At 64.3% G+C, this 21,742-nt stretch carries 19 protein-coding genes; 6 read left to right on the forward strand and 13 right to left on the reverse strand.

Features of this window, described 5'->3' with window-relative positions:
* Window positions 1–17: 17 nt before the first annotated feature.
* On the reverse strand, window positions 18–1,097 hold the full coding sequence (locus P0Y58_20885; GenBank protein ID WEK29342.1) for a polyamine ABC transporter substrate-binding protein: 1,080 nt from the start codon (window positions 1,095–1,097) through the stop codon (window positions 18–20).
* Between the two features lie 102 nt (window positions 1,098–1,199).
* Between P0Y58_20885 and P0Y58_20890 the strand changes: the two genes are divergently transcribed.
* Window positions 1,200–2,090 (forward strand): LysR family transcriptional regulator, encoded by an 891-nt coding sequence (locus P0Y58_20890; protein ID WEK29343.1) that lies wholly within the window; start codon window positions 1,200–1,202, stop codon window positions 2,088–2,090.
* 119 nt (window positions 2,091–2,209) lie between these two features.
* On the opposite strand, the gene P0Y58_20895 is transcribed toward P0Y58_20890, so the two are convergent.
* Both P0Y58_20895 and P0Y58_20900 read right to left on the reverse strand, forming a co-directional pair.
* On the reverse strand, window positions 2,210–4,636 hold the full coding sequence (locus P0Y58_20895; GenBank protein ID WEK33371.1) for a TonB-dependent receptor: 2,427 nt from the start codon (window positions 4,634–4,636) through the stop codon (window positions 2,210–2,212).
* 224 nt (window positions 4,637–4,860) lie between these two features.
* A complete protein-coding gene (locus P0Y58_20900; protein WEK29344.1) occupies window positions 4,861–5,985 on the reverse strand; it encodes a sigma-70 family RNA polymerase sigma factor in 1,125 nt (374 codons plus the stop codon).
* Window positions 5,986–6,120: 135 nt separating this feature from the next.
* Between P0Y58_20900 and P0Y58_20905 the strand changes: the two genes are divergently transcribed.
* Entirely contained in the window at window positions 6,121–6,603 is a 483-nt protein-coding gene (locus tag P0Y58_20905) for an LEA type 2 family protein (GenBank protein ID WEK29345.1), read from the forward strand.
* A gap of 17 nt (window positions 6,604–6,620) precedes the next feature.
* Here P0Y58_20905 and P0Y58_20910 read toward each other — a convergent pair whose 3' ends face one another.
* Window positions 6,621–6,884 (reverse strand): hypothetical protein, encoded by a 264-nt coding sequence (locus P0Y58_20910; GenBank protein WEK29346.1) that lies wholly within the window; start codon window positions 6,882–6,884, stop codon window positions 6,621–6,623.
* 129 nt (window positions 6,885–7,013) lie between these two features.
* Between P0Y58_20910 and P0Y58_20915 the strand changes: the two genes are divergently transcribed.
* Window positions 7,014–7,334 (forward strand): DUF883 family protein, encoded by a 321-nt coding sequence (locus tag P0Y58_20915; GenBank protein ID WEK29347.1) that lies wholly within the window; start codon window positions 7,014–7,016, stop codon window positions 7,332–7,334.
* 22 nt (window positions 7,335–7,356) lie between these two features.
* Here P0Y58_20915 and miaE read toward each other — a convergent pair whose 3' ends face one another.
* A complete protein-coding gene (gene miaE / locus P0Y58_20920) occupies window positions 7,357–7,974 on the reverse strand; it encodes a tRNA isopentenyl-2-thiomethyl-A-37 hydroxylase MiaE (protein ID WEK29348.1) in 618 nt (205 codons plus the stop codon).
* A gap of 157 nt (window positions 7,975–8,131) precedes the next feature.
* Between miaE and P0Y58_20925 the strand changes: the two genes are divergently transcribed.
* Window positions 8,132–8,995: a universal stress protein gene (locus tag P0Y58_20925; protein WEK29349.1), complete on the forward strand. Its 864-nt coding sequence runs from the start codon at window positions 8,132–8,134 to the stop codon at window positions 8,993–8,995.
* 84 nt (window positions 8,996–9,079) lie between these two features.
* Here P0Y58_20925 and P0Y58_20930 read toward each other — a convergent pair whose 3' ends face one another.
* From P0Y58_20930 to fepB, 7 genes are all read right to left on the reverse strand, one after another.
* On the reverse strand, window positions 9,080–9,283 hold the full coding sequence (locus P0Y58_20930) for a formate dehydrogenase subunit delta (protein WEK29350.1): 204 nt from the start codon (window positions 9,281–9,283) through the stop codon (window positions 9,080–9,082).
* Window positions 9,280–12,162, reverse strand: a complete 2,883-nt coding sequence (gene fdhF, locus P0Y58_20935) for a formate dehydrogenase subunit alpha (protein WEK29351.1) — start codon at window positions 12,160–12,162, stop codon at window positions 9,280–9,282. The genes P0Y58_20930 and fdhF overlap by 4 nt, the downstream gene beginning before the upstream one ends.
* On the reverse strand, window positions 12,159–13,718 hold the full coding sequence (locus tag P0Y58_20940; protein ID WEK29352.1) for an NADH-ubiquinone oxidoreductase-F iron-sulfur binding region domain-containing protein: 1,560 nt from the start codon (window positions 13,716–13,718) through the stop codon (window positions 12,159–12,161). The genes fdhF and P0Y58_20940 overlap by 4 nt, the downstream gene beginning before the upstream one ends.
* Window positions 13,712–14,194, reverse strand: a complete 483-nt coding sequence (locus tag P0Y58_20945; GenBank protein ID WEK29353.1) for a formate dehydrogenase subunit gamma — start codon at window positions 14,192–14,194, stop codon at window positions 13,712–13,714. Before P0Y58_20945 ends, P0Y58_20940 begins: the two co-directional genes overlap by 7 nt.
* 539 nt (window positions 14,195–14,733) lie before the next feature.
* Entirely contained in the window at window positions 14,734–15,774 is a 1,041-nt protein-coding gene (locus P0Y58_20950; protein WEK29354.1) for an iron chelate uptake ABC transporter family permease subunit, read from the reverse strand.
* Window positions 15,762–16,766 carry an iron ABC transporter permease gene (locus P0Y58_20955; GenBank protein ID WEK29355.1) on the reverse strand — a complete coding sequence of 335 codons (1,005 nt, stop codon included), beginning with the start codon at window positions 16,764–16,766 and terminating at the stop codon, window positions 15,762–15,764. Before P0Y58_20955 ends, P0Y58_20950 begins: the two co-directional genes overlap by 13 nt.
* A gap of 2 nt (window positions 16,767–16,768) precedes the next feature.
* A complete protein-coding gene (fepB, locus tag P0Y58_20960) occupies window positions 16,769–17,668 on the reverse strand; it encodes a Fe2+-enterobactin ABC transporter substrate-binding protein (GenBank protein WEK29356.1) in 900 nt (299 codons plus the stop codon).
* 110 nt (window positions 17,669–17,778) lie between these two features.
* Between fepB and P0Y58_20965 the strand changes: the two genes are divergently transcribed.
* A complete protein-coding gene (locus P0Y58_20965; protein ID WEK29357.1) occupies window positions 17,779–18,606 on the forward strand; it encodes an ABC transporter ATP-binding protein in 828 nt (275 codons plus the stop codon).
* On the opposite strand, the gene P0Y58_20970 is transcribed toward P0Y58_20965, so the two are convergent.
* The gene (locus tag P0Y58_20970; protein WEK29358.1) at window positions 18,557–19,375 is read right to left on the reverse strand and encodes an IclR family transcriptional regulator; all 819 of its coding nucleotides are present in this window, start codon (window positions 19,373–19,375) and stop codon (window positions 18,557–18,559) included. The two genes, P0Y58_20965 and P0Y58_20970, sit on opposite strands and share 50 nt — an antisense overlap.
* Window positions 19,376–19,595: 220 nt before the next feature.
* Here P0Y58_20970 and P0Y58_20975 point away from each other — a divergent pair, with 220 nt between their 5' ends.
* Window positions 19,596–21,680, forward strand: a complete 2,085-nt coding sequence (locus tag P0Y58_20975; protein ID WEK29359.1) for a TonB-dependent receptor — start codon at window positions 19,596–19,598, stop codon at window positions 21,678–21,680.
* Window positions 21,681–21,742 lie beyond the last annotated feature (62 nt).

Genomic DNA, 21,742 nt, shown 5'->3' on the forward strand with positions numbered 1-21,742 from the left:
TCCTTGGTTGTAATCAGTCACTGGCGGCTGCGGAAGGCCGTCCACAGGCGGTTGCGCTGGCGCAGGTCGGCCAGGGCCATGCTGCGGTCGGCGAACAGGCGCTGGCGCACTTCGGCAGGCGGGTAGATGTCCGGGTCATTGCGCACGGCCTCATCCACCAACGGCGTGGCGGCCTGGTTGGCGTTGGCGAAGAACAGTGTGTTGGTCAGCGCGGCCACCGACTCGGGCTTGAGCATGAAGGCGATGAACGCCCGAGCGGCCTCGGGGTGAGGCGCGTCCTTGGGGATGACCAGGTTGTCCTGCCACACCAGCGTGCCTTCCCGCGGGATGCGGTAAATCAGCTCGAACGGTTTGCCGGCGCGGCGCGCCTGGTCGGCAGCCATCGCGGCATCGCCGTTGTAGGTCAGCGCCAGGCACACGCTGCCATTGGCCAGGTCGCTGATCTGCCGGCCATTGGCGACGTAGCTGATCGAGGGTTGCAGCTGGTTCAGCAACTGCTGCGCGGCGGCCAGATCTTCTTTGTCCTGGCTGTAAGGGTCTTTGCCCAGGTAGTTCAGGGCTACGCCGATCACTTCCTGCGGCGAATCGGGCATGGCGATGCCACAGTCCTTCAGCCGGCTGGCGTATTCGGGTTTGAACAGCAGGTCGAGGCTATCCAGCGGCACGTCACCCAGGCGCTGGCGCACGGCCTCCACATTCACCCCAAGGCCCAGCGTGCCCCAGGTGTACGGCACGGCATGGCGGTTGCCAGGGTCGGCCTCGGCAAGTTTTGCGAGCAGGTCCTTGTCGAGGTTGCTGTAACCGGGCATGGACTGGGGGTCGAGCGGTTGCAGGGCATTGGCCTTGAGCGCCCGGGCCAGCACCGTAGACGACGGCACCACCACGTCATAACCACTGCCGCCCGTGAGCAACTTGGTTTCCAGCACTTCGGTGGTGTCGAAGGTGTCGTAGCGCACCTTGTAACCGGTTTCCTGTTCAAAGCGCTGAAGGGTTTGCGGGGCGATGTAGTCGGCCCAGCTGTAGAGGTTGACCACCTTTTCTTCGGCCTGCAGCGGCAAGGCCAGGACCAGGGACAACAGGCACAACGATCGACGCATGACGGACACCTCGGCAAATGGGTGGATGCCGCGAGCATGCCAGCCGGGTTACATTGCAGGAATGGCAAGTTTGCAAAGCTGACATTCATCAGGAGCAATGTAATGCTCGGACAACTGCACGACCCCGACCTGCACCTGCTGCGGCTGTTCGTCACTGTAGTCGAGGCCGGGGGCTTCAGCGCCGCGCAAGGCGTGCTGGGGTTGAGCCAGCCCACCATCAGCCAGCGTATGGCGCAGCTGGAAGCACGGCTGGGCTACCGCCTGTGCAGCCGCGGCAAGGGCGGTTTTCACCTGACGGAAAAAGGCGTGTTGCTACTGGAGGCGGCGCGCGGGCTGCTGTTGAACATCGAGCAGTTCCGCCAGCAGGCCAACGGCGTTGCCGGGCGCTTGCTGGGCACCGTGCGCATTGGCATGGCGGAAAACCAGGACAAGGCGGTGAGCCTGAAGTTGGCAGTGGCCATTACAGCGTTTCGCAAGCGAGAGGAAGCGGTGCAGCTGGAGCTGATCAGCGCACCGCCGGCAGAGCTGGAGCGGTTGTTGCTGGAGCAACGGCTGGACTACGCCATCAGCTACTTTTCCGGCAACCAGGCGGCCTTTGATTACCAGCCCTTGTTTGATGAACGGCAACGGCTGTATTGCGCCAAGGGGCATGTGTTGTTCGGGAAGGCCGATATTGGGCTTGAGCGGTTGCTGGAGATGGACCAGGTGCGCCATCCCTACCGGTTTCTGAAAGGGGGTGAGCCGTTCCAGAGCCGGCGCAGCATGGCGGTGGCAGAGCAGATCGAGAGCGTACTGACGTTTATTTTATCGGGGCGCCATATTGGTTATCTGCCATGCCATTGCGCGCAGGGATGGGAAGCTGAGGGGTTGTTGTGGGCGTTGGACCCGGGGCTGGATTTTGTTGTGCCGTTTACCCTGGCCCGGCACCGGACACAGGGGGTTGGTGAGGCGCAGCAGGCCTTTGCGCAGGATTTGCTGGCAGCATTCGCCTGAACTGGCCTATGTGGGAGCGGGCTTGTCCCGCGAAGCAGGCAACGCGGTGCATGGCACCGGCTTTGCCGGTGTTCGCGGGGCAAGCCCGCTCCCACACAGACTGGTACAGGCGGCAACAATCAGTAAGCCATGCTCCAGGTCAGGGTGTAGGTACGCCCACGCCCCTGGTAGTCATACAGGTACGCCGGCCCGTAAGTCGGCGAATAGAACAACGTCGCACGCTGCCCCCAGACCGTGCTGTACTGCTTGTCCAGCAGGTTCTGGATGCCGGCGCTGAAGGTGCCGAAGCCGGTGTCCTGGCTGCCAAGCAGATCGAAGGTGGTGTAACCGTCGATCTCGTGGTCGGCATCGTCCTTCAGGCTGAAGGCATGGTTGGCCTGCAGCCGCGCGCTGCGCCCATCGCCTTTCCAGCCAACAAAGGCAGTGGCTTTGGACAATGATGCATAGCGCGCATCACGCTTGATCCAGCCGCCGTCGACAGCTTCTTCCTCGGAGCGGGTCAAGTGCAGCGTGCTGCCAGCTTCCCAGCCATTCTGAAAGTGCCGGGTCAGCGCCCCTTCGAAGCCGAAGTCGCGGCTCTTCTGCTCTTGCACGTTGATCGTCAGCGTTTGCGAATCGACGTTGATGATCTTGTCCGACCAGATGTAGTACAGCGCCGCCTGGGCATCCCAGTCCAGGTCGGCATAGCGCCAGCCCAGTTCAACCTGGCGGCTCTTGATGCCGGCCAGCGGGTTGTCGGCCACGCTCAGGCCGGGCTTGCCGTAGTACTTGGCAGGGTCTGGCAGGTCGAAACCTTCGCCATAGTTGGTCCACACCTGGTGGCCGTTCTTGAAGTCGTAGATGGCGCCGACGTTGAACAGGTTGACCTGGTAATCGTTGCTGCCGCCCGGCACGCCTTTGAAGTCGCTGACGTCCACGTCCATCTGCTGGTGACGGGCGCCGCCCGAGAACGTCAGTTTGTCGGTGGCATGCCAATCCAGCTGGGCGTACACCGACACGCCATCGACTCGGTAGCTGGGGTAGCGCGCGGCCTTGCTGTCTTTTTCCATTTCCAGGCCGCCCGACTCGGACGAGGTCAGGGCGTTGAACGTGGTCTGCTCGGCATTGAAGCGTTCGCGGTCAAGGTCAACGCCGTAGGTCAGCTTCAACGTGTCCCACTGCTTGGCGAACAGGCCCTTGAGGCTGGTGACCTCGAAGTTCTGCTGCGAGGCCGCAAAGTACACCCCGCGCGAGCCGGTAGGCGTGGCGCGGTTGTAGTACGGGAACGGGTAGAAGTTGTCGTCTTCCTTGCGGTACGAGGCCTGCAGGTAGAAATCCTGGCCCAGCACGTCGTTGTGGTGGTAATTGGCATTCAGCAACAAGCGCCGGGTGCGCGGCTCCAGGTCGGACGAATAGCCGCTGCGCAGCTCGGCGTCTTCCAGGTCTGACGGCGCGTTGTAGTTCAGGTTGGGGAAGTAGATACCCGTGCTGCCGTGGTTGCCCGAGTCGTAGTACTGGGCCAACAGGTCGAGGCTCTGCTGGTCATTCAACTGCATACCCAGGGTGCCGAGCACGTCGATGGTGCGGTTGTACTGCAGGTCGGTCTGGGTGTTGTCGATGAAAATCTGGTCGCCGGCGCCGTCGTAGAAGGCCTCGTTCTGCTCACCCGAGATACCCAGCCTGGCATTGACCCGCTCGTTGCCGCCGCTGATCGACTGGGCGAAGCGCGTGGCAAGGTCATCGCTATTGTTGAAACCACTGCTGGCACCAAGCTGGGTCTCGAAACGTGCCGCGCCAGGTTCGCCCTTCTTGGTCACGATGTTGATGATACCGCCGGTGGCGCCGCCGCCGTAGATGGCACTGGCACCGGAAAGCACTTCGACGCGCTCGACGTTGAACGGGGAAATGCTGTCGAACTGGCGCGACAGGCCGCGCGAGCTGTTCTGGCTAACCCCGTCGATCATCACCAGCACGTTGCGCCCGCGCATGTTCTGGCCATAGTTGGTGCGCCCTTCCGGCGCCAGGTCAAGGCCCGGTACCAGCTTGCCAATGGCTTCCTTCAAGCTGACGCCGCTGTCGATCTGCTCACGCAGTTGCTGCTGGTCGACCACCCAGACGGTGCCGGGGATTTCGCTGATTGCGGTGCTGGTGCGCGAGGCCACACTGACTTCGATCGGCTTGAGGTTTACCGCCTGTGGCGTTGTATCGGCCTTGCGCAGGGTCACGGTGCGGGCGTCGCTGAAGTGCCAGCTCATGCCGCTGCCTGCCAGCAACTGTTGCAGCGCCTGCTCGACGCTGTAGCTGCCGTTCAAGGCCGGGCTGGCAACGCCTGCGACATCGCCTGTGGTGAACAGCAAGTGCAGGCCGGCCTGGTCGGCGAAGGTGGTCAGGGCCTGGTCCAGCGGCTGGGCTGGCAGGTCGAGCTGAACCTGACGAGCCTGTATCTGGGCCTGTTCGGCAGTGGTCGCGGCCCACGCCTGCAGGGGGCCGGCCAGCATGGCCAGGGCACTGCAGGACAACAGGGCGTGGTGAAGAGCAACGCGGCGGCGGTGCAAGGGCTTGAGCATCAGAGGCACGAATGAGCTTCCTGACAAGTCGTAAATGAGAATGGGTTGCTGATCAGTCCCACTACGACGATCTGGCTTGCAGGAACTTGCAGTGCCAAACGGAAATTATTTTCCTGTGCCGGCCTCTTCGCGGGCATGCCCGCTCCCACAGGTGCGCCACAGAACTAAAGACTTGCTGGACCTGTGGGAGCGGGCGAGCCCGCGAAGAGGCCGGCACAGGCAGATCAATGCACCACAGCCAACCACGGCAGGTAGGTCACTTTCAGGCCATAGCGCTGCTCCAAGGTACGCAATAGTGCTTCAGGCTCATCCAGGTCAAACACCCCGCTCACCTCCATCGCCGCCAGCTTGCTATCGGACAGCACGATGCGCCCCTGCCGGTAACGCTCAAGCTCCATCAGCACCTGCCCCAGCGGTTTGCCGTTGAAGATCAGCTTGCCGCGCTGCCAGGCCATCTGTGCACCAGCATCGGCCGCCACCGCCAGTTCATGTTCGCCAACCTTGGCTTCACCGCGTGCCAGCACCACGCGACCATCTCGGCGCACGCTGAAGGTGGCAGCATCACCCTGCACCCGCTCACCAGCCGTATCGACTACAAATGGCCGCGGATCGTCCGTGGTCTCGAACAGGGCCTCACCGGCATCCAGCACCACCCGGCGTTCGTGCTCACTGAACACCACGCTGAGCGCACTGGCACTGTTCAGCGTCACCCGCGTGCCGTCCGCCAGAGTAATCACCTGCCGCTCACCCACCGCAGTGTGGTAGTCCGCCAGCAGCATCGGCGCCTGCTGCCAACCTGCCACAGCGGCGACCAGCAACACCACAGAGGCAGCCACACCGGCCTGCTTGAGCCAGTCACGACAATGGCGCAGGGCCTGGCCGATATATTTGGCCACCATGCTCTCGGAAACCCCCAGCCTATGTGCAATCTGCGCCTGGGTCAGGCCTTCGACGCGGTTCAGCAACAACGCCTGGCGGGCATTGTCGGGCAGTTCAAGCAGCGCATCATCGAGGATTTTCAGGCGCTCACGGGCCAGTAGCGTCGCCTCGGGGGCCGGCGCCGGGCAGGCCAGCTCGGTTGCTCCGTCACAATCGTCATGGCTGGCTGCGAGGCGCTGCTCGCGGCGCAAGGCATCGATTGCCAGGTTGCCTGCCACGCGGAAGATGAAGCTGCGGGCGTGCAACACCGGCACCGCCTGTTCATCGACTTTCACCAGTTTCAGGTAGGTTTCCTGCGCCACGTCAGCGGCGCGCTGGCGGTCGCTCATGCGCCGGGTCAGGAACTGCAACAGGTCGTCGTAGTGCTCCTGGAATGTCGCCAGCAGGCCCGACACGGGTGACGTCAGCATGGTTTTAAGAGCAGCCAGTAGGATGAGTTATCGGGCGGTAATGAGAAACAGTATCTTTCATCTGCACGGATACTTTCAACGCCGACGCGCATTTGCCACACTGACCATTCGCCCACTCTGGCAAGGTCGCCCGCAATGACTGCCCGCCTGCATCGCTGTATTCACCTGTTTCTCGTCCTGCTGATGGCCTATGGCCTGGGCGCCTGCGCACTGTTCCAGCCACGTGACCCGGTCAACATCAGCGTGATCGGCATAGAGCCGCTGCCCGGGCAGGAACTGGAACTGCGCATGGCGGTGAAAATGCGGGTGCAAAACCCCAACGAGTCGCCGATCGACTACAACGGCATTGCCCTGAACCTGGAAGTAAACGGCCAGCCGCTGGCCGCCGGGGTCAGCGACCAGCAGGGGCACATTGGCCGTTATGACGAAGCCGTGATCGTGGTGCCGGTGAGCATCACGGCGTTTTCCTTTCTGCGACAGGCCTATGGGCTGGGCACGGTGGACTCGCTGAAGGGGTTGCCCTACAAGCTGCGCGGCAAGCTGGCGGGCGGGTTGCTGGGGACTGTGCGCTTCACGGACGAGGGCAAGCTGGACCTTCCCAAAGGCGCCTACTGGTAAGCACCCGCCGCGGGTGTTCAGCGGCTGGCGCTGGCGGCGGCCATCAGCTTGTTGACTTCGCTGCGCACCATGCTGGCGTATTCGGGCGGCGACATGCTCTCCAGTTCGGCGCGGACCCACTCGGCCCATTTACCCTTGCGCCGCGGCTTTTCGGCAATCAGCCGGGCCGCATCGCCCTTGGCCTTGCCCAGGTTGTTTTGCCACAGGTCGAACAGCCGCGCCTTCTCTGCCTCGATCTGCGCCCGTTCCTCGAAGCTCATGTTGGCCAGATTGAAACTCATGAAGGTACCTGCAGGTTTGAAAATGGCCGCTATCTTACACCCAGGCAACGCAACATCGGAAAGCCGCCGCAACTTTCCCGACGCGGCGGCATCCATTGTTCACACCACTCCATCAACGAGGACGAGTTCATGGCCCGTAAAAACGCCACGCTGGCGGACAGCGATCAGATCAAGGACCAGGTATTCAGCGAGCTGCAATCGCTGATCGAAGAATCGGAAAAACTGCTGACCGAAAGTGCCGCCCTGGTGGGCGAAGAAGCAGAAACCCTGCGAGCACAGGTCAGCCTCAAACTGAAACAGGCGCGCCAGGCCGCTGGCAATGTGCGGGACAAAGCGCAACCGGTGGTGGACGCCACCCAGGACTACATCGGCGGCCACCCCTGGCAGACCGTCGCCATCTCCGCCGGTCTGGGGCTGGTGGTAGGCCTGTTGCTGGGCCGACGCAACTGAAGCCTCGGCCGCCTGGTGCGAATCAGGCGGCCAGCGCCTGCGGAATACCACTGTGGAAGCGCAGCTCCTGGTCCGGTGACTGGATCAGCTCCATTTCTGCTGCGCGCACCAGTTCAACCCGTCGGGCGATGTCTGCCTCATCACCGTAGTTGTGTGCCAGCTTCAGGTAGCCCTGATAATGGCGCGCTTCGCTTTTCAGCAGGCCGTGATAAAAGCGGCCCAACTCTTCGTCCAGGTGCGGCACCAGCGCAGCAAAGCGCTCGCAACTGCGTGCCTCGATGAACGCCCCCACCACCAGCGTATCCACCAGCTTGACCGGCTCGTGGGCGCGTACCAGGCGGCGCAACCCCGACGCATAGCGCCCCGCCGACACCGGGCGCAGTGGCACGCCACGGCGTTTCATCAGGCGCAACACCTGCTCGTGGTGCACCAACTCTTCACGGGCCAGGCGCGACATCATGTTGATCAGGTCGAGGTGGGTGTTGTATTTGGCCATCAGGCTCAAGGCCGTGCTGGCGGCCTTGAATTCGCAGTTCTTGTGGTCGATCAGCAGGGTTTCCTGGTCGGCGAGCGCCGCTTCGATCCAGGCGTCTGGCGTCGGGCAGCCAAGAAAGGCGTCGATTTCGGGGATCAGGGACATAAGCGTGCAACCACACAGAACTGGCAGGGCCGGCGATTATACCGGCGGCGGCGGGCGGCGCCAGTGACTATGCTTGTTGATGTACATCAAGCGCCAGCGGGGGGCGCGCCGTCTATAGTCAGGCATTGGTCGCCACCTTTGAAGGGAGCTTACGCCCATGCAAGCCGTCCGCAGCATCCTCGTCGTCCTCGACCCCGAGCACGCCCACAGCCGGGCGCTGACCCGGGCCAAGCTGATCGCCGGCGTCACCGGCGCACGCCTGCACCTGCTGATGTGCGACAAACGGCATGACCACAGTGCGCTGCTGAGCCTGCTGAGCAGCCAGTTGCATGATGACGGCTACGACAATGTCACCCATGAAGAGGCCTGGCGCGACAACCTGCACGACACCATCATTTATGTGCAGCAGGCCGAGGGCTGTGAGCTGGTGATCAAGGAACACCGCGCGGACAACCCGCTGAAAAAGGCCCTGCTCACCCCCAGTGACTGGAAACTGCTGCGCCAGTGCCCATGCGCCGTGCTGATGGTGAAGAGCGAGCGTGCCTGGACCGGAGGCAAGATTCTGGCGGCAGTCGATGTGGGCAACCAGGACACCGACCACCGCCTTCTGCATGCCAGCATCATTGATCATGGGTTTGAGATCGCCAAGCTGGCCAAGGGCGAGCTGCATGTGATCAGTGCCCATCCATCGCCGATGCTGTCGGCGTCTGACCCGACGTACCAGCTGAGCGAGACTATCGAGCAGCGCTATCGCGAGGCGTGCAGAGCGTTCCAGGCGGAATACGACATCAGCGAAGACCGCTTGCATGTGGCCGAAGGGCCGGCGGATGTGCTGATTCCGCATACCGAAAAGATGCTGGATGCGGTGGTGACGGTGATCGGGACCGTGTGCCGCACGGGTATTTCCGGGGCGTTGATCGGCAATACCTCGGAAGTGGTGCTGGATGCCTTGGAAGGTGATGTGCTGGTGCTCAAGAGCGAAGAAGCCATCGCCCACCAGGCCGAATTAGCCCAAGGCTGACTCAATTGACACAATTGGCGCGGTCCCTGTAGGAGCGGCCCTTTCGCGACACAAGGCCGCTCCTACAGGGACCGCGCAGATCCGCTACGGCATCGCCTCCAGTACCTTCGAGTCCAGCCCCTCCCCTGCATTGGCCTCGATCCATTGCGCCAGCTGCTGGCGCATGGTCGGCGTCCAGAAACTCTGCAAATGCTGCCGCACCCCCTGCACCGCCAGTGCCCGGTTCGGCTCGCTGTCGAAATAATGGGCAATCTGGTTGGCCATCTTGACCAGGTTGTCGCTGCTCATCGGCGCACCTCGGCTTTTTCCGCGGTACGGCGCTCCTTCAGCAAGCGCCGCTGTTCATCACTGAAGTCCTGATAACGCTTCTGCCATTGCGAAGGCTGGAACACCTTCACCACCTCCACCGCCGTTACCTTGTACTCGGGGCAGTTGGTAGCCCAGTCGGAGTTGTCGGTGGTAATCACGTTGGCCCCCGACTCGGGGAAGTGGAACGTTGTGTAGACCACCCCCGGCGCCACCCGTGCGCTGACCTTGGCGCGTAACACCGTCTGCCCCGCACGGCTGCCGATGCCCACCCAGTCACCGTCCTGAATGCCTCGGCTTTCGGCGTCGGCGGGGTGGATTTCCAGGCGGTCGGCGTCATGCCAGGCAACGTTGCCGGTACGCCGGGTCTGCGCGCCGACGTTGTACTGGCTGAGGATGCGCCCGGTGGTCAGCAGCAACGGGTAGCGGCTGTTGACCTTTTCGTCGGTGGGCACGTAACCCGTGAGCATGAAACGCCCTTTGCCGCGCACGAACTGGTCGATGTGCATGGTCGGCGTGCCATCGGGCGCGGCGTCGTTGCAGGGCCACTGCAGGCTGCCATGGCGGTCGATCTCATCAAAGCTGACGCGGCGGAAGGTCGGCGTCAGGCTGGCGATCTCATCCATGATCTCGGACGGGTGGCGGTAGTTCATCGGGTAGCCCAAGGCGTTGGCCAGGGCCACGGTGGCCTCCCAGTCGGCCTTGCCGGCCAGCGGTTCCATGACCTTGCGCACCCGCGAAATACGCCGCTCGGCATTGGTAAAGGTGCCGTCCTTTTCCAGGAACGAGCTGCCCGGCAAAAACACATGGGCGAACTTGGCCGTTTCGTTGAGGAAGATGTCCTGCACCACCACGCATTCCATGGCGTGCAGGGCTGCCGTGACGTGTTGGGTATTGGGGTCGCTCTGGGCGATATCCTCGCCTTGGCAATACAGGGCCTTGAAACTGCCATCCAGCGCGGCCTCGAACATGTTGGGGATACGCAGGCCCGGGTCGGGCTGCAGGGTCACACCCCAGGCGCGCTCGAACTCGGCGCGCACATTCTCGTTGGAGATATGCCGGTAGCCGGGCAGCTCGTGGGGGAACGAACCCATGTCGCACGAGCCCTGCACGTTGTTCTGCCCGCGCAGCGGGTTCACCCCTACCCCTTCGCGGCCAATGTTGCCGGTGGCCATGGCCAGGTTGGCGATGCCCATCACCGCAGTGCTGCCCTGGCTGTGCTCGGTCACGCCCAGCCCGTAGTAGATGGCCGCGTTGCCGCCCGTGGCGTACAGCCGGGCGGCGGCGCGAACCTGCTCGGCGGGCACGCCGCAGACCGGGCCGAGCACTTCGGGGGCGTTGTCTGCCTGGCTGACGAAGTCGCGCCAGCGGGCAAAGTCTTCGGTTTCGCAGCGGGCATCGATGAAGCGCTGGGCCAGCAGCCCCTCGGTGACGATCACGTGGGCCAGGGCGTTGAGCATGGCCACGTTGGTGCCCGGCCGCAGTTGCAGGTGCAGCTCGGCGCGGGCGTGGGGCGAGTCGACCAGGTCGATGCGCCGTGGGTCGATCACGATCAGCCGCGCACCCTGGCGCAGGCGGCGCTTGAGCTGCGAGCCGAACACCGGGTGGGCATCGGTGGGGTTGGCGCCGATCACCAGCACCACATCGGCCTGCATCACCGAATCGAAGCTTTGCGTGCCGGCCGACTCACCCAGGGTCTGTTTCAGGCCATAGCCGGTGGGCGAGTGACACACCCGCGCGCAGGTATCGACGTTGTTGTTGCCGAACGCCGTGCGTACCAGTTTCTGTACCAGGTAGGCTTCTTCGTTGGTACAGCGGCTGGAGGTGATGCCACCGATGGAGTCGCGCCCATACTTGAGCTGAATGCGCCGGAACTCGCTGGCAGCATAGGTGACGGCTTCGTCCCAGCTCACTTCCTGCCACGGGTCTTCCAGGCGCTTGCGGATCATCGGCCTGGTAATGCGGTCCGGGTGGGTGGCGTAGCCCCAGGCGAACCGGCCCTTGACGCAGGCGTGGCCGTGGTTGGCGCCGCCATTCTTGTCTGGGACCATGCGCACCAGTTGGTCGCCTTTCATTTCGGCGCGGAACGAACAACCGACCCCGCAATAAGCGCAGGTGGTGATGACCGAACGTTCAGGCTGACCAAGCTGCACCAGACTCTTTTCTGTCAGCGTCGCAGTCGGGCAGGCCTGCACGCAGGCGCCGCACGACACGCACTCGGAGGCCAGGAAGTTGTCGCCGCCCGCCGCTGCCACCCGCGACTCGAAACCGCGGCCGGTGATGGTCAGGGCGAAGGTGCCCTGGATGTCTTCGCAGGCGCGCACACAGCGGCTGCAGACAATGCACTTGCTGGGCTCGTAGTCGAAATACGGGTTGGAAACGTCCTTTTTCTCCGCCAGGTGGTTGGCGCCGTCATAGCCATAGCGCACCTCGCGCAGACCCACCTGGCCGGCTACGGTCTGCAATTCGCAGTTGCCGTTGGCGGAACAGGTCAGGCAGTCTAGCGGGTGGTCGGAGATGTACAGTTCCATCACGTTGCGGCGCAGGCCGGCCAGGCGTGGCGTTTCGGTACGCACCACCATGCCTTCGCTGACCGGCGTGGTGCAGGATGCCGGGTAGCCGCGCATGCCTTCGATCTCCACCATGCACATGCGGCATGAGCCGAAGGCTTCGAGGCTGTCGGTGGCGCAGAGTTTGGGGATGCTGGTGCCGAGCATGGCCGCAGCGCGCATCACCGAGGTACCGGCGGGCACGCTGATGGCGCGGCCGTCGATGCTCAGGCTGACCTGCACGTCGCTGTCACGGGCCGGGGTGCCGAGGTCGCTGCTTTTATCAGAAGTGGGGTCGAAGAAATTGATCACTGCGCGGCCTCCGTGGTGGTCAGCCCAAAATCGGCGGGGAAGTACTTGAGAGCGCTGGCCACCGGGTAGGCAGTCATGCCGCCCATGGCGCACAGCGAGCCGTACTGCATGGTGTCGCAGAGGTCGCGCAGCAGCAGGGCCTGGTCATGGCGTTCGGTGAAATCACGGGTTGCGATCAAGCGGTCGACCACTTCCATGCCTCGCGTGGAGCCAATGCGGCACGGGGTGCACTTGCCGCAGGATTCTTCGGCGCAGAACTGCAGGGCGAAACGCGCCATGCTGGCCATGTTCAGGGTGTCGTCGGCCACCACCACACCGCCGTGGCCGAGCATCGCGCCCATGGCGGCGAAGGCTTCATAGTCCAGCGGGGTATCGAAATGGCTGGGGGGAACCCACGCACCGAGCGGGCCGCCAACCTGCGCAGCCTTCAGCAGCCGGCCACTGGCCGTACCCCCGCCATAGCCCTCTACCAGCTCGCGCAGGGTCAGGCCGAACGCACGCTCCACCAGGCCGCCCTGGCGGATGTTGCCGGCCAGCTGGAACGGCATGGTGCCCAGCGAGCGGCCCATGCCGAAGTCGCGATAGAACGCTGCGCCCTTGGCCATAATGATGGGCACCGACGCCAGGGTGAGCACGTTGTGCACCAGCGTGGGCAGGCCGAACAGGCCCTGCAACGCAGGCAGTGGTGGCTTGGCGCGGACGATACCGCGCTTGCCTTCGATGGATTCGAGCAGCGCCGTTTCTTCGCCGCAGATGTAGGCGCCGGCACCCACTCGCACCTCCAGGTCGAATGCCTGGCCGCTGCCGGCTACGTCGGTGCCGAGGTAGCCGGCGTTGCGCGCAATGGCCAGCGCCTGGTCCAGCACGCGGATGGCATCCGGGTATTCCGAGCGCACATAGATGTAGCCCTTGTCGGCACCCACGGCGAGACCGGCGATGATCATGCCCTCGACCAGCAGGAACGGGTCGCCTTCCATCAGCATGCGGTCGGCGAAGGTACCGGAGTCGCCCTCGTCAGCGTTGCATACCACGTACTTTTGCCCGGCCCCGGCGTCACGCACGGTGCGCCACTTGATGCCGGCCGGGAACGCCGCACCACCACGGCCACGCAGGCCGGAGTCGAGCATGGCAGCGACCACATCGGCACCGTTCAGGGCTACGGCCGCTTCAAGGCCGGCGAAACCGCCATGGGCGCGATAGTCGTCCAGCGACAATGGGCGGGTGATGCCGGCGCGGGCGAACAGCAACCGCTGCTGGGTCTTCAGGTAAGGGATTTCTTCGACCAGCCCCAACGCCAGCGAATGGCCGCCGGGTTCACCGGCCAGGGCATCGAGCAGTGACGGCACGTCTTGCGGGGTAACCGGGCCGAAACCCAGGCGCCCTTGCGCACTGTCGCACTCGATCAGCGGCTCCAGCCAGTACAGCCCGCGTGAGCTGGTGCGCTGGATGTCCAATGGCAGTTGGCGGCGCTCGGCCTCACGCTGCAAGGCATCTGCAACCTGATCGGCCCCTACGGCACGGGCCACCGAGTCGCAGGGGATGTAGAGCTTCAGCATGCTGCGTCCTCCCGGCAAGCGTTTACCAGTGCGCGCAGGCGCTCCGGGGTCAGCCGCGCATGTACCTGACCGTCCAGCTCCAGCGCTGGCGAACAGGCGCAGGCACCCAGGCAGTACACCGGCCGCAGGCTGATGGCGCCATCGGCGCTGGTGCCATGGTCATCCAGTGCCAACTGATCACGCAGTTGTGCGGCAAGGGCTTCGGCGCCACGGCTCTGGCACGATTCGGCGCGGCACAGGCGCAGGGTATGGCGCGCCGGTGGCGAAGTGCGGAAGTCGTGGTAGAAGCTGATCACCCCGCGTACTTCAGCCAGGCTGAGGTTCAGGGCATGGGCAATTTCGGGGACAGCTGCATCGGGGATGAAACCGATGTCGTGCTGGATGGCATGCAGGATCGGCAACAGGGCGCCGGAGGCGTCCTTGTCGCGGGCCAGAATGCGCTGGATCACGGGCAGGTGGAGCAATTCATCAGGCATACAGCGGACCTCAGCATCACGGACCCTGCCTGAATCATTGTGAGGGCAGGTATCCGGCGTGTTCTGCTGCGGCGCGTCGGCCACGTCACGGTTGCGCGGCGCTGACGGCCTCCTTGCCCAAGGCCGCGCATCTGCGCGCGCTGGTCCTTGGGCATCCTGCAAGCATGGCACTTGTTACGCCAGAGGGTTGCGTGCGAGCGACCAAGCACGGTCTGAAACCGACCTGTGGTTGTGGGCCAGAGAGGCTCGCCTTGGGAAATTCAGGGCCTGGGAGATCGAGCACCGCCCGCGCGGCGCTTCGCGGGGCAAGCCCGCTCCCACATTTGTTTCGGGCCAATCAATCCTGAACCATTGGCGCGCGGCCCCTTGGCGCATGGCTCGCTATCGAGTTGAAAAGACAAGGCGGGCGCGCGCCATCGGCAGAGGACCCACTGGCCCGAAACAAATGTGGGAGCGGGCTTGCCCCGCGAAGCGCCGCGCGGGCGGCGCTCGATCTCAAGAGCGACAAAGCACTAAAGCCGATCACCCCAATGAATGCACTAACCGCGCCGCTGGGCCGTAATCAACCACAGCAAATAGCAACCGCCCAACACCCCGGTCACCAACCCCACCGGCAGCTGCGCCGTCGCCGCCAGGCGCTGGCTGAGCCAGTCGGCCACCAGCAGCAACGCTGCGCCCATCAACGCGGCGCACATCAGCGGCACGCCCGCAGTGCGCGTCAGCCGCCGTGCCAGTTGCGGCCCGGCCAAGGCAATAAAGGCAATTGGCCCAGCGGCGGCCGTGGCAATCGCCGTAAGGCCTACGGCGGCAAGTACCAGCCGCAACCGCGAACGCTCCACCGCTACCCCCAACTGGCTGGCCGTGCCATCGCCCATTTCCATCAGCGCCAGTTCACGCCCGTGCAGCAAGGCCACCGGCATGATCAGCGCAAGCCCCAGCGCGGCAGGTAGCACATGGGCCCAGGTGCGGGTGTTGAGCGAACCGGCCAGCCACAACTGGGCGAACAATGCCTGGTCAAGGTCACCGGTGACCAGCAGCAGCTGGTTCAGGCCCGACAGCGTGGCGCCCATGCCAATACCCACCAGCACCAGCCGATAGCCCTGGCTGCCTTGCCCACGACGTGCCAGCAGCAGCACCAGCAGTGCCGTGAGCATGCCAGCTGCCACCGCCGCCAACGCGGTGGCCAATGGTCCTGCATCGAACAGAATGATCTGCACGATGGCGCCACTCGCCGCCCCGGTGGTAAAGCCGATGACATCGGGTGAGCCCAAGGGGTTGCGAGCTATGGACTGAAAGATCGCCCCGGCCATGCCAAGCGCCGCGCCTACCAGCACAGCTGTAAGCACCCGCGGCAAACGCACGCGGGTGACAATGCGCTCCACCATCGCGTTGTCACCCTGCCCTAGCAGGCTGGCCAATACCTGGCCTGCACGAATCGGCAGGCTGCCCGTGCCCAGCAGCAGCACCGCCAGGCCCATCACCAGTAACGCCAATACGCTACCAACCAGCACTGCACGCAGGCTGAAACGCAGGCTCAGGGGCCCACACCGGAACACGCGCAGCTCCTTCACAGCTGACATAGACGAAACCTGCCGATCAGTACGATAAAGGCCGGCCCGCCCAGCAACAGCGCCAGGGTTCCGGCCGACAGCTCCGCGGGTGCTGCCAGCACGCGGCCAAGCAGGTCGGCGCCCAGCAGCAACAGGGCAGCGATCAACGCGGCATACGGCAGCATGCGCCGATAGTCCGGGCCAACCAGCAACCGTGCCAGGTGTGGCGCCACCAGGCCGACGAAACCGATCGGCCCGGCAATGGCAGTCGCACTGCCGGCCAGCAACATCAGCGCCACGCAAGCCAACGCCCAGGTAAGACGCACATTCACCCCCAGCGCCCTGCCCAGATCCCGGCCAAGCGCCAGCGCGTTGAGTTGCGGCATCAACGCTGCCGCCAGGGCCAGCCCCAAGGCGATGGCCAAGGTCGGCAACGGCAACGCCGCAGCACTGCTGCCCGCCAACGAGCCTGCCGCCCAATTGCGAAAATGGTCGTAGACCTGCGGCGGGGTGTTGAGCACCACGATCGCCGTGAGCGAGGCCAGCAGCATGCTCAGCCCCGCCCCAGCCAGTACCAGGCGCACCGGGTTGCTGTCGGCAGCACCCGCCTGGCCAAGCAGGAAAACGGCAACACCGGCGATACCGGCACCCAGGAAGGCCAGCGCAATGTACTGGCTGACCTGGGTCAGGCCAAACAGCGCAACGCCAAGGATCACCGCCAGCGCAGCCCCGGCATTGACGCCCAGCAGCCCGGGCTCGGCCAACGGGTTGCGCGTCAACGCCTGCATCACCGTGCCTGCCGCGCCCAGCGCCAGGCCCGCCAGCAGCGCCACCAGCGTGCGTGGCACGCGCAACTCGCGCACGATCAGGTGCTCATCGTTATGCAGGTCGGGCTGGTAGAGGGCGTCGAACACCACGCCGAAGGCAATCGGGTGCGAGCCGATCAAAAGGCTCGCCAGCGCCGCCACCAACAGCAGCAACAGCCCTGCCAGCAGCACAGGGCGCAAGGGTTGGCCAGCCATGGTCAGCGGAAGTAGCCGGCAACGGTGTCGAGCATCTGCCGCCCCGAATAGTAGTCGATGCGGAACGAGCTCGGCCCCAGGGGGTATACGCGACGATGCTGCACCGCCGGCAGGTTGGCCAGCACCGGGTCGTCGCGCAAGGCCTGGGCATCGTTGTCGTCGGCGCTGAGCAGGAACACATCGGCATCACCGATGGCGGCAGCCAGATTCTCGCGGGAAATGAACTGGAACTCGGTGGCTCGAATCACCTGCCCTGCCATGGCCTCAGGCAGTTCCCGCACCTGGAAGCCAAGGGCCGTCAGCAGACGGGCTTGCGGGCTGAAGGTGCGGCCGATGGAATAACTGCCACCGATGTTGTAGCCGATCAGCACCACCGGCCTTGGCGAGGGCCGCAGGCGGGCTGCCGTTTCGCGGGTGTAGTCGTCGAACTGCTGGATCACGGCCTTGGCCTGCTGTTGCAGCCCGGTGCGTGCGCCCAGTTCGGTGGCCAGGTCCTGCCAGGACTGGTTGGAGTAATTCACCACCAGGGTTGGCACACCTTGGGCCTTCAATTCCGCCAGGTGCGGCGCAGCGCTGTCGGCGCCGGTGGCCGATACCACCAAGAGGTCAGGCGCGCTGGCCACCACGGCCTCGATATCGAACTGCAGGTTGCGGTACAGCACCTGCACATCACGCTGGTCGGCCACGGCTGCCCATTGCGAGAAAAAGCCCTTGCCATCGGTCAGCCGGCTGGGCGTGGCGGCGGCGCTGGCCACCAGCGGCGCCTGCATGGCCAGGAGGATGCCGGTCACGCTCGGGGTGGTGGAGACGATGCGCGCAGGTGCGGCCTCTGCGGTCGGGATTACGCCAGCCAGCGTCAGGGCGACGGCGGCCAATGCTGCACAAACTCGAAAACGCTTCATCGATGGGCTTCACCTTGGAGGAGTCAGCTGCGCATGATAATACTTCTCATACAGATAATTCCATCATGTAGAATACGTTCCGCAAATTTTTGTATTGCCAAGGACCGACCATGAGCCCTCGCCTGCAAGCCCGCGCGCTGACCCTGCGCCGCGATAACCGAACGCTGTCGCATGATCTGTCGCTGGACATCCCCGATGGCGGCTTTACCGTGATTGTCGGCCCCAACGCGTGCGGCAAGTCGACACTGCTGGCGGCGCTGTCGCGGCTGCTGCCCCCCAGTTACGGCCAGGTGCTGCTCGATGGCCAGGACATCCAGCAACGCCCCGCCAAGGACGTGGCCCGGCGCCTGGCCCTGTTGCCACAGAGCGCCAACGCACCGGATGGCATCCGCGTGGCCGAGCTGGTCGCGCGCGGCCGCTTCCCGCACCAGCGTCTGTGGCAACAGTGGTCGGTCGAGGATGAGCAGGCGGTACAGCGGGCGATGCACGCAACCGGCATCGAAGACCTTGCCGAACGACCGCTGCAAGCGTTGTCTGGCGGCCAGCGCCAGCGCGTGTGGATTGCCATGGTGCTGGCGCAGGACACCCCACTGTTGCTGCTGGACGAGCCCACAACCTATCTGGACATTGCCCACCAGTTTGAATTGCTGGAGCTGCTGCGCGATCTGAACCGCCAGGGTCGCACCATCGTGGCGGTGCTGCACGACCTGAACCAGGCCTGCCGCTACGCCAGCCACCTTGTGGCCATGCGCGATGGCGCGATCGTTGCCCAAGGTGCGCCGGCAGCGATATTTACCGAGGCACTGGTGCAGCAGGTGTTCGGGTTGTCGGGGCTGGTGATCGAGGACCCGGTGAGCGGTACGCCAATGCTTGTACCGCGTGGGCGGTTTACTCCGGCAACACCGGCGCCGGCGCACCCAGCATGCGCCCACCCGTAGCCTGGTTGACCTGCCCTGCTTCATGGAACAACGCCTGGCGGTCCTCGGGCGCCCGCAGCTGCCCCAGGTCGGTCACTGTGGTCATCACGCAAACAATCTCCTGCTGCGCATCGAACACCGGCGCCGCCTGCCCGGTCACGCTGGACAGCAGGTGGCTGGTCAGTTCGGCCCAGCAATGCTGGCGGATCTGCTCCAGCACCTTGGCGCTGGGCGGCGTGCCGCGAAAATGCGCAGGCTGCAACTTGCGTGCGGCATCGATGGTGGCCTTGGGCAGAAACGCCTGGAAGATCAGCCCACAGGCGGTGTTGTCGATGGGCAGGATATCGCCCAATGCCAGCGGGTTGATCGAGAAATAGGCACTGCGGTACCACCGCACCAGCGTCGGGCCACGGTCGGTCCAGATCGCCACCCCACCGCTGGCGGCATGCCGCTGGGCCAGCCCCTTCATGTGCTGGGCGGCAATTTCAACAGCATCCACACGCTTGAGGGCGCCGATGCCGATGCTGAGCGCGGCCGGACCCAGGTCGTACAGCGCGCTGGCAGGGTCCTGCTTGGCCAGCCCCTCCTTCACCAGGCTCTGCAGGTAGCGGTGCGCCGTGGAACCGCCAGTACCGGTGCGGCGGGCCACCTCACCCAGGCTCAGTTCATTCTCCGCATTGGCCAGCACATTCAGGAACCGCGCAGCGATCGACACCGACTGGATGGTGCCGGAACGCTTCTCGCCCGGGCTTTCCGGCTCCGTGTCGGCGGGGGACTGCAAAGTGTTCAACGGGGCTATCTCCTCATTTCTGATTATCCGGCCAGGCGCCATCACGGTGGCCGGTTAGCGCGGCTGCCTATCATACCGCCAGCAACCCCGGCCTGGCGCGGGCGCTGGTAAACGCAGGCACCACCATACCACTTTGAGGAATAGATTCTTTATTGCGGAATGCAATGGCACCGTGATACCTTGCGCCGCAAACGAGGATCGTTCTCATTTGGAGGTTGTCTTGAAGTACCCTGCGCAACGCTCGATCAGCCATGGATTCGGTGTGCTGACCCTGTCTACCCTGCTTGCTGCACCCCACGCCCTGGCCGAACAAGCCCCCACTGCCGGTAGCTCGCAACTGGTCCTTAGCCCTGTGCTGGTCAGCGGCGAAAAGGTCGAACGAGACCTGCGCAACACCGCCTCGTCGGTGTCGGTGAAAAGCGCCAGCGAACTCGACAGCCTCAAGACCGGCAACGCCTCGGTGCACGAAGTGCTCAACGACGTGCCCAACGTGATCTACACCGACACGGTGGGCGCGCCGATCATTCGCGGCCAGGACACCCAGGGCCCGAACAACGGTGCCAACGTGTTCTGGGGCGGCACCGTGCCGCGTGCCACCATCAACCTCGATGGGCACTACCTGAATTACAACGAGATGTACTTTGGCGCACCGTCGGTGTGGGACGTAGACAGCATCGAGGTGTATCGCGGCCCGCAAACCACCAGCCAAGGCGCCAACGCCATCGCCGGCGCCATCGTGGTCAAGACCAAGGACCCGACCTTTGACCCCGAGGCGGCCTACCAGGCCGAGATCGGCAGCTATCACTCGCGGCGCAGTTCGCTGGCAGTGTCTGGCCCACTCACCGACAACCTCGCCGGGCGCCTGGCGCTGGACTATTCGGCGCGCGACACCTTCATCGACTACACCAACCCCTCGTTTGCCAGCCACAACACCGACCAGGATTTCCGCGCCCTGAACCTGCGCGGCAAACTGCTGTGGCTGCCCGCAGCGGTACCCGGCCTGGGCCTGAAGTACACCTTCACCCACGGTGATTCCAACCGCCCCACCCAGGAAGCGGCCTCGCGGCCATTCCACGACCTGAACCACACCGGCGCCACCATGCCCAGCTGGCATCAGCAGAGCAACACGCACATTGTCGACGTGGATTACGAGCTGGATAACGGCATGAAGCTGTTCAACCAGACCCAGTACTCGCTGTCCAACGTGCACCGGGTGATTGGCGTGGCGAACGGCGGCGACGCCGACATCCGGCAGAAAAACTTCTCCAACGAAAGCCGCATCACCTTCGGCGAGCAGCAAGACACCCTGAGCGGCATGGCAGGCCTGTACCTGGCACGCACCGACTCGGACGAAGTCCTGTACTACGGCGGCATCTCTGACTTCGACGACACCAAGCGCAACCTGGGCGTATTCGGCGAAGTCAGCTACCGCCTGAGTGACCGCTGGACGCTCACCACCGCCTTGCGCCTGCAACAGGACCAGATCCAGCGCAGCGGCACCTCGCCGTTCGCCGCCAACGGGCTGGACTACGACAAGACCTTTACCGCACTGCTGCCCAAAGTGTCGCTGGCCTACGCCCTGACCCCACAATGGACCGTCGGCGGTATGGTCAGCCGCGGCTACAACCCGGGCGGCGTGTCGCTGAACCTGAGCAGCAAGCGCTTCGAGGAATTCGACGATGAGCGCATGTGGAACTACGAGCTGTTCGCCCGCGCCAGCCTGCTGGACGACCGCCTGCACCTGAACGCCAACCTGTTCTACATGGACATGCAGGATGCCCAGTACAACATCCCGGTGGTGCTTGCCTCTGGCCTGACCCAGTCCTACACCATCAACGCCGAGAAGGCCCATGCCTATGGTTTCGAGCTGTCGGCGGACTACCGGGTGCTGGACAACCTGACCCTCAAGGCCAGCGCCGGTGCCCTGCAAACCCGCATCGACGACATCGACGCCAACAGCAGCTACGCCGGCAACGAATTTGCCCGCTCACCCGGCTACACCGTCAGCTTCGGCCCGAGCTGGGACATTACCGACCGCCTGAATCTCAATGCCCAGGTGCGGCACATCGACGGCTACTACTCGGACGTGGCCAACACCAAGAGCTATGCCATCGATGGCTACACCGTGGCCGATGCGCGCATGAGCTACCGCTTCAGCAATCAGGTACAGGTGTACACCTACGTCAAGAACGTGTTTGACGAGCGTACCCCGACCTACATGCAGACCAACCGGGGCATCGGCGGTATCGAAGCGAGCATGACCGAGCCGCGTACCTTGGGTGTAGGCATCAAAGGCGCCTTCTGAAACCAACCGGGGGCCGCTCTGCGCCCCTTCGCGGGCACGCTCGCTCCCACATGGATCGCACT

This window comes from Candidatus Pseudomonas phytovorans, assembly GCA_029202525.1.
Classification (GTDB): domain Bacteria; phylum Pseudomonadota; class Gammaproteobacteria; order Pseudomonadales; family Pseudomonadaceae; genus Aquipseudomonas; species Aquipseudomonas phytovorans.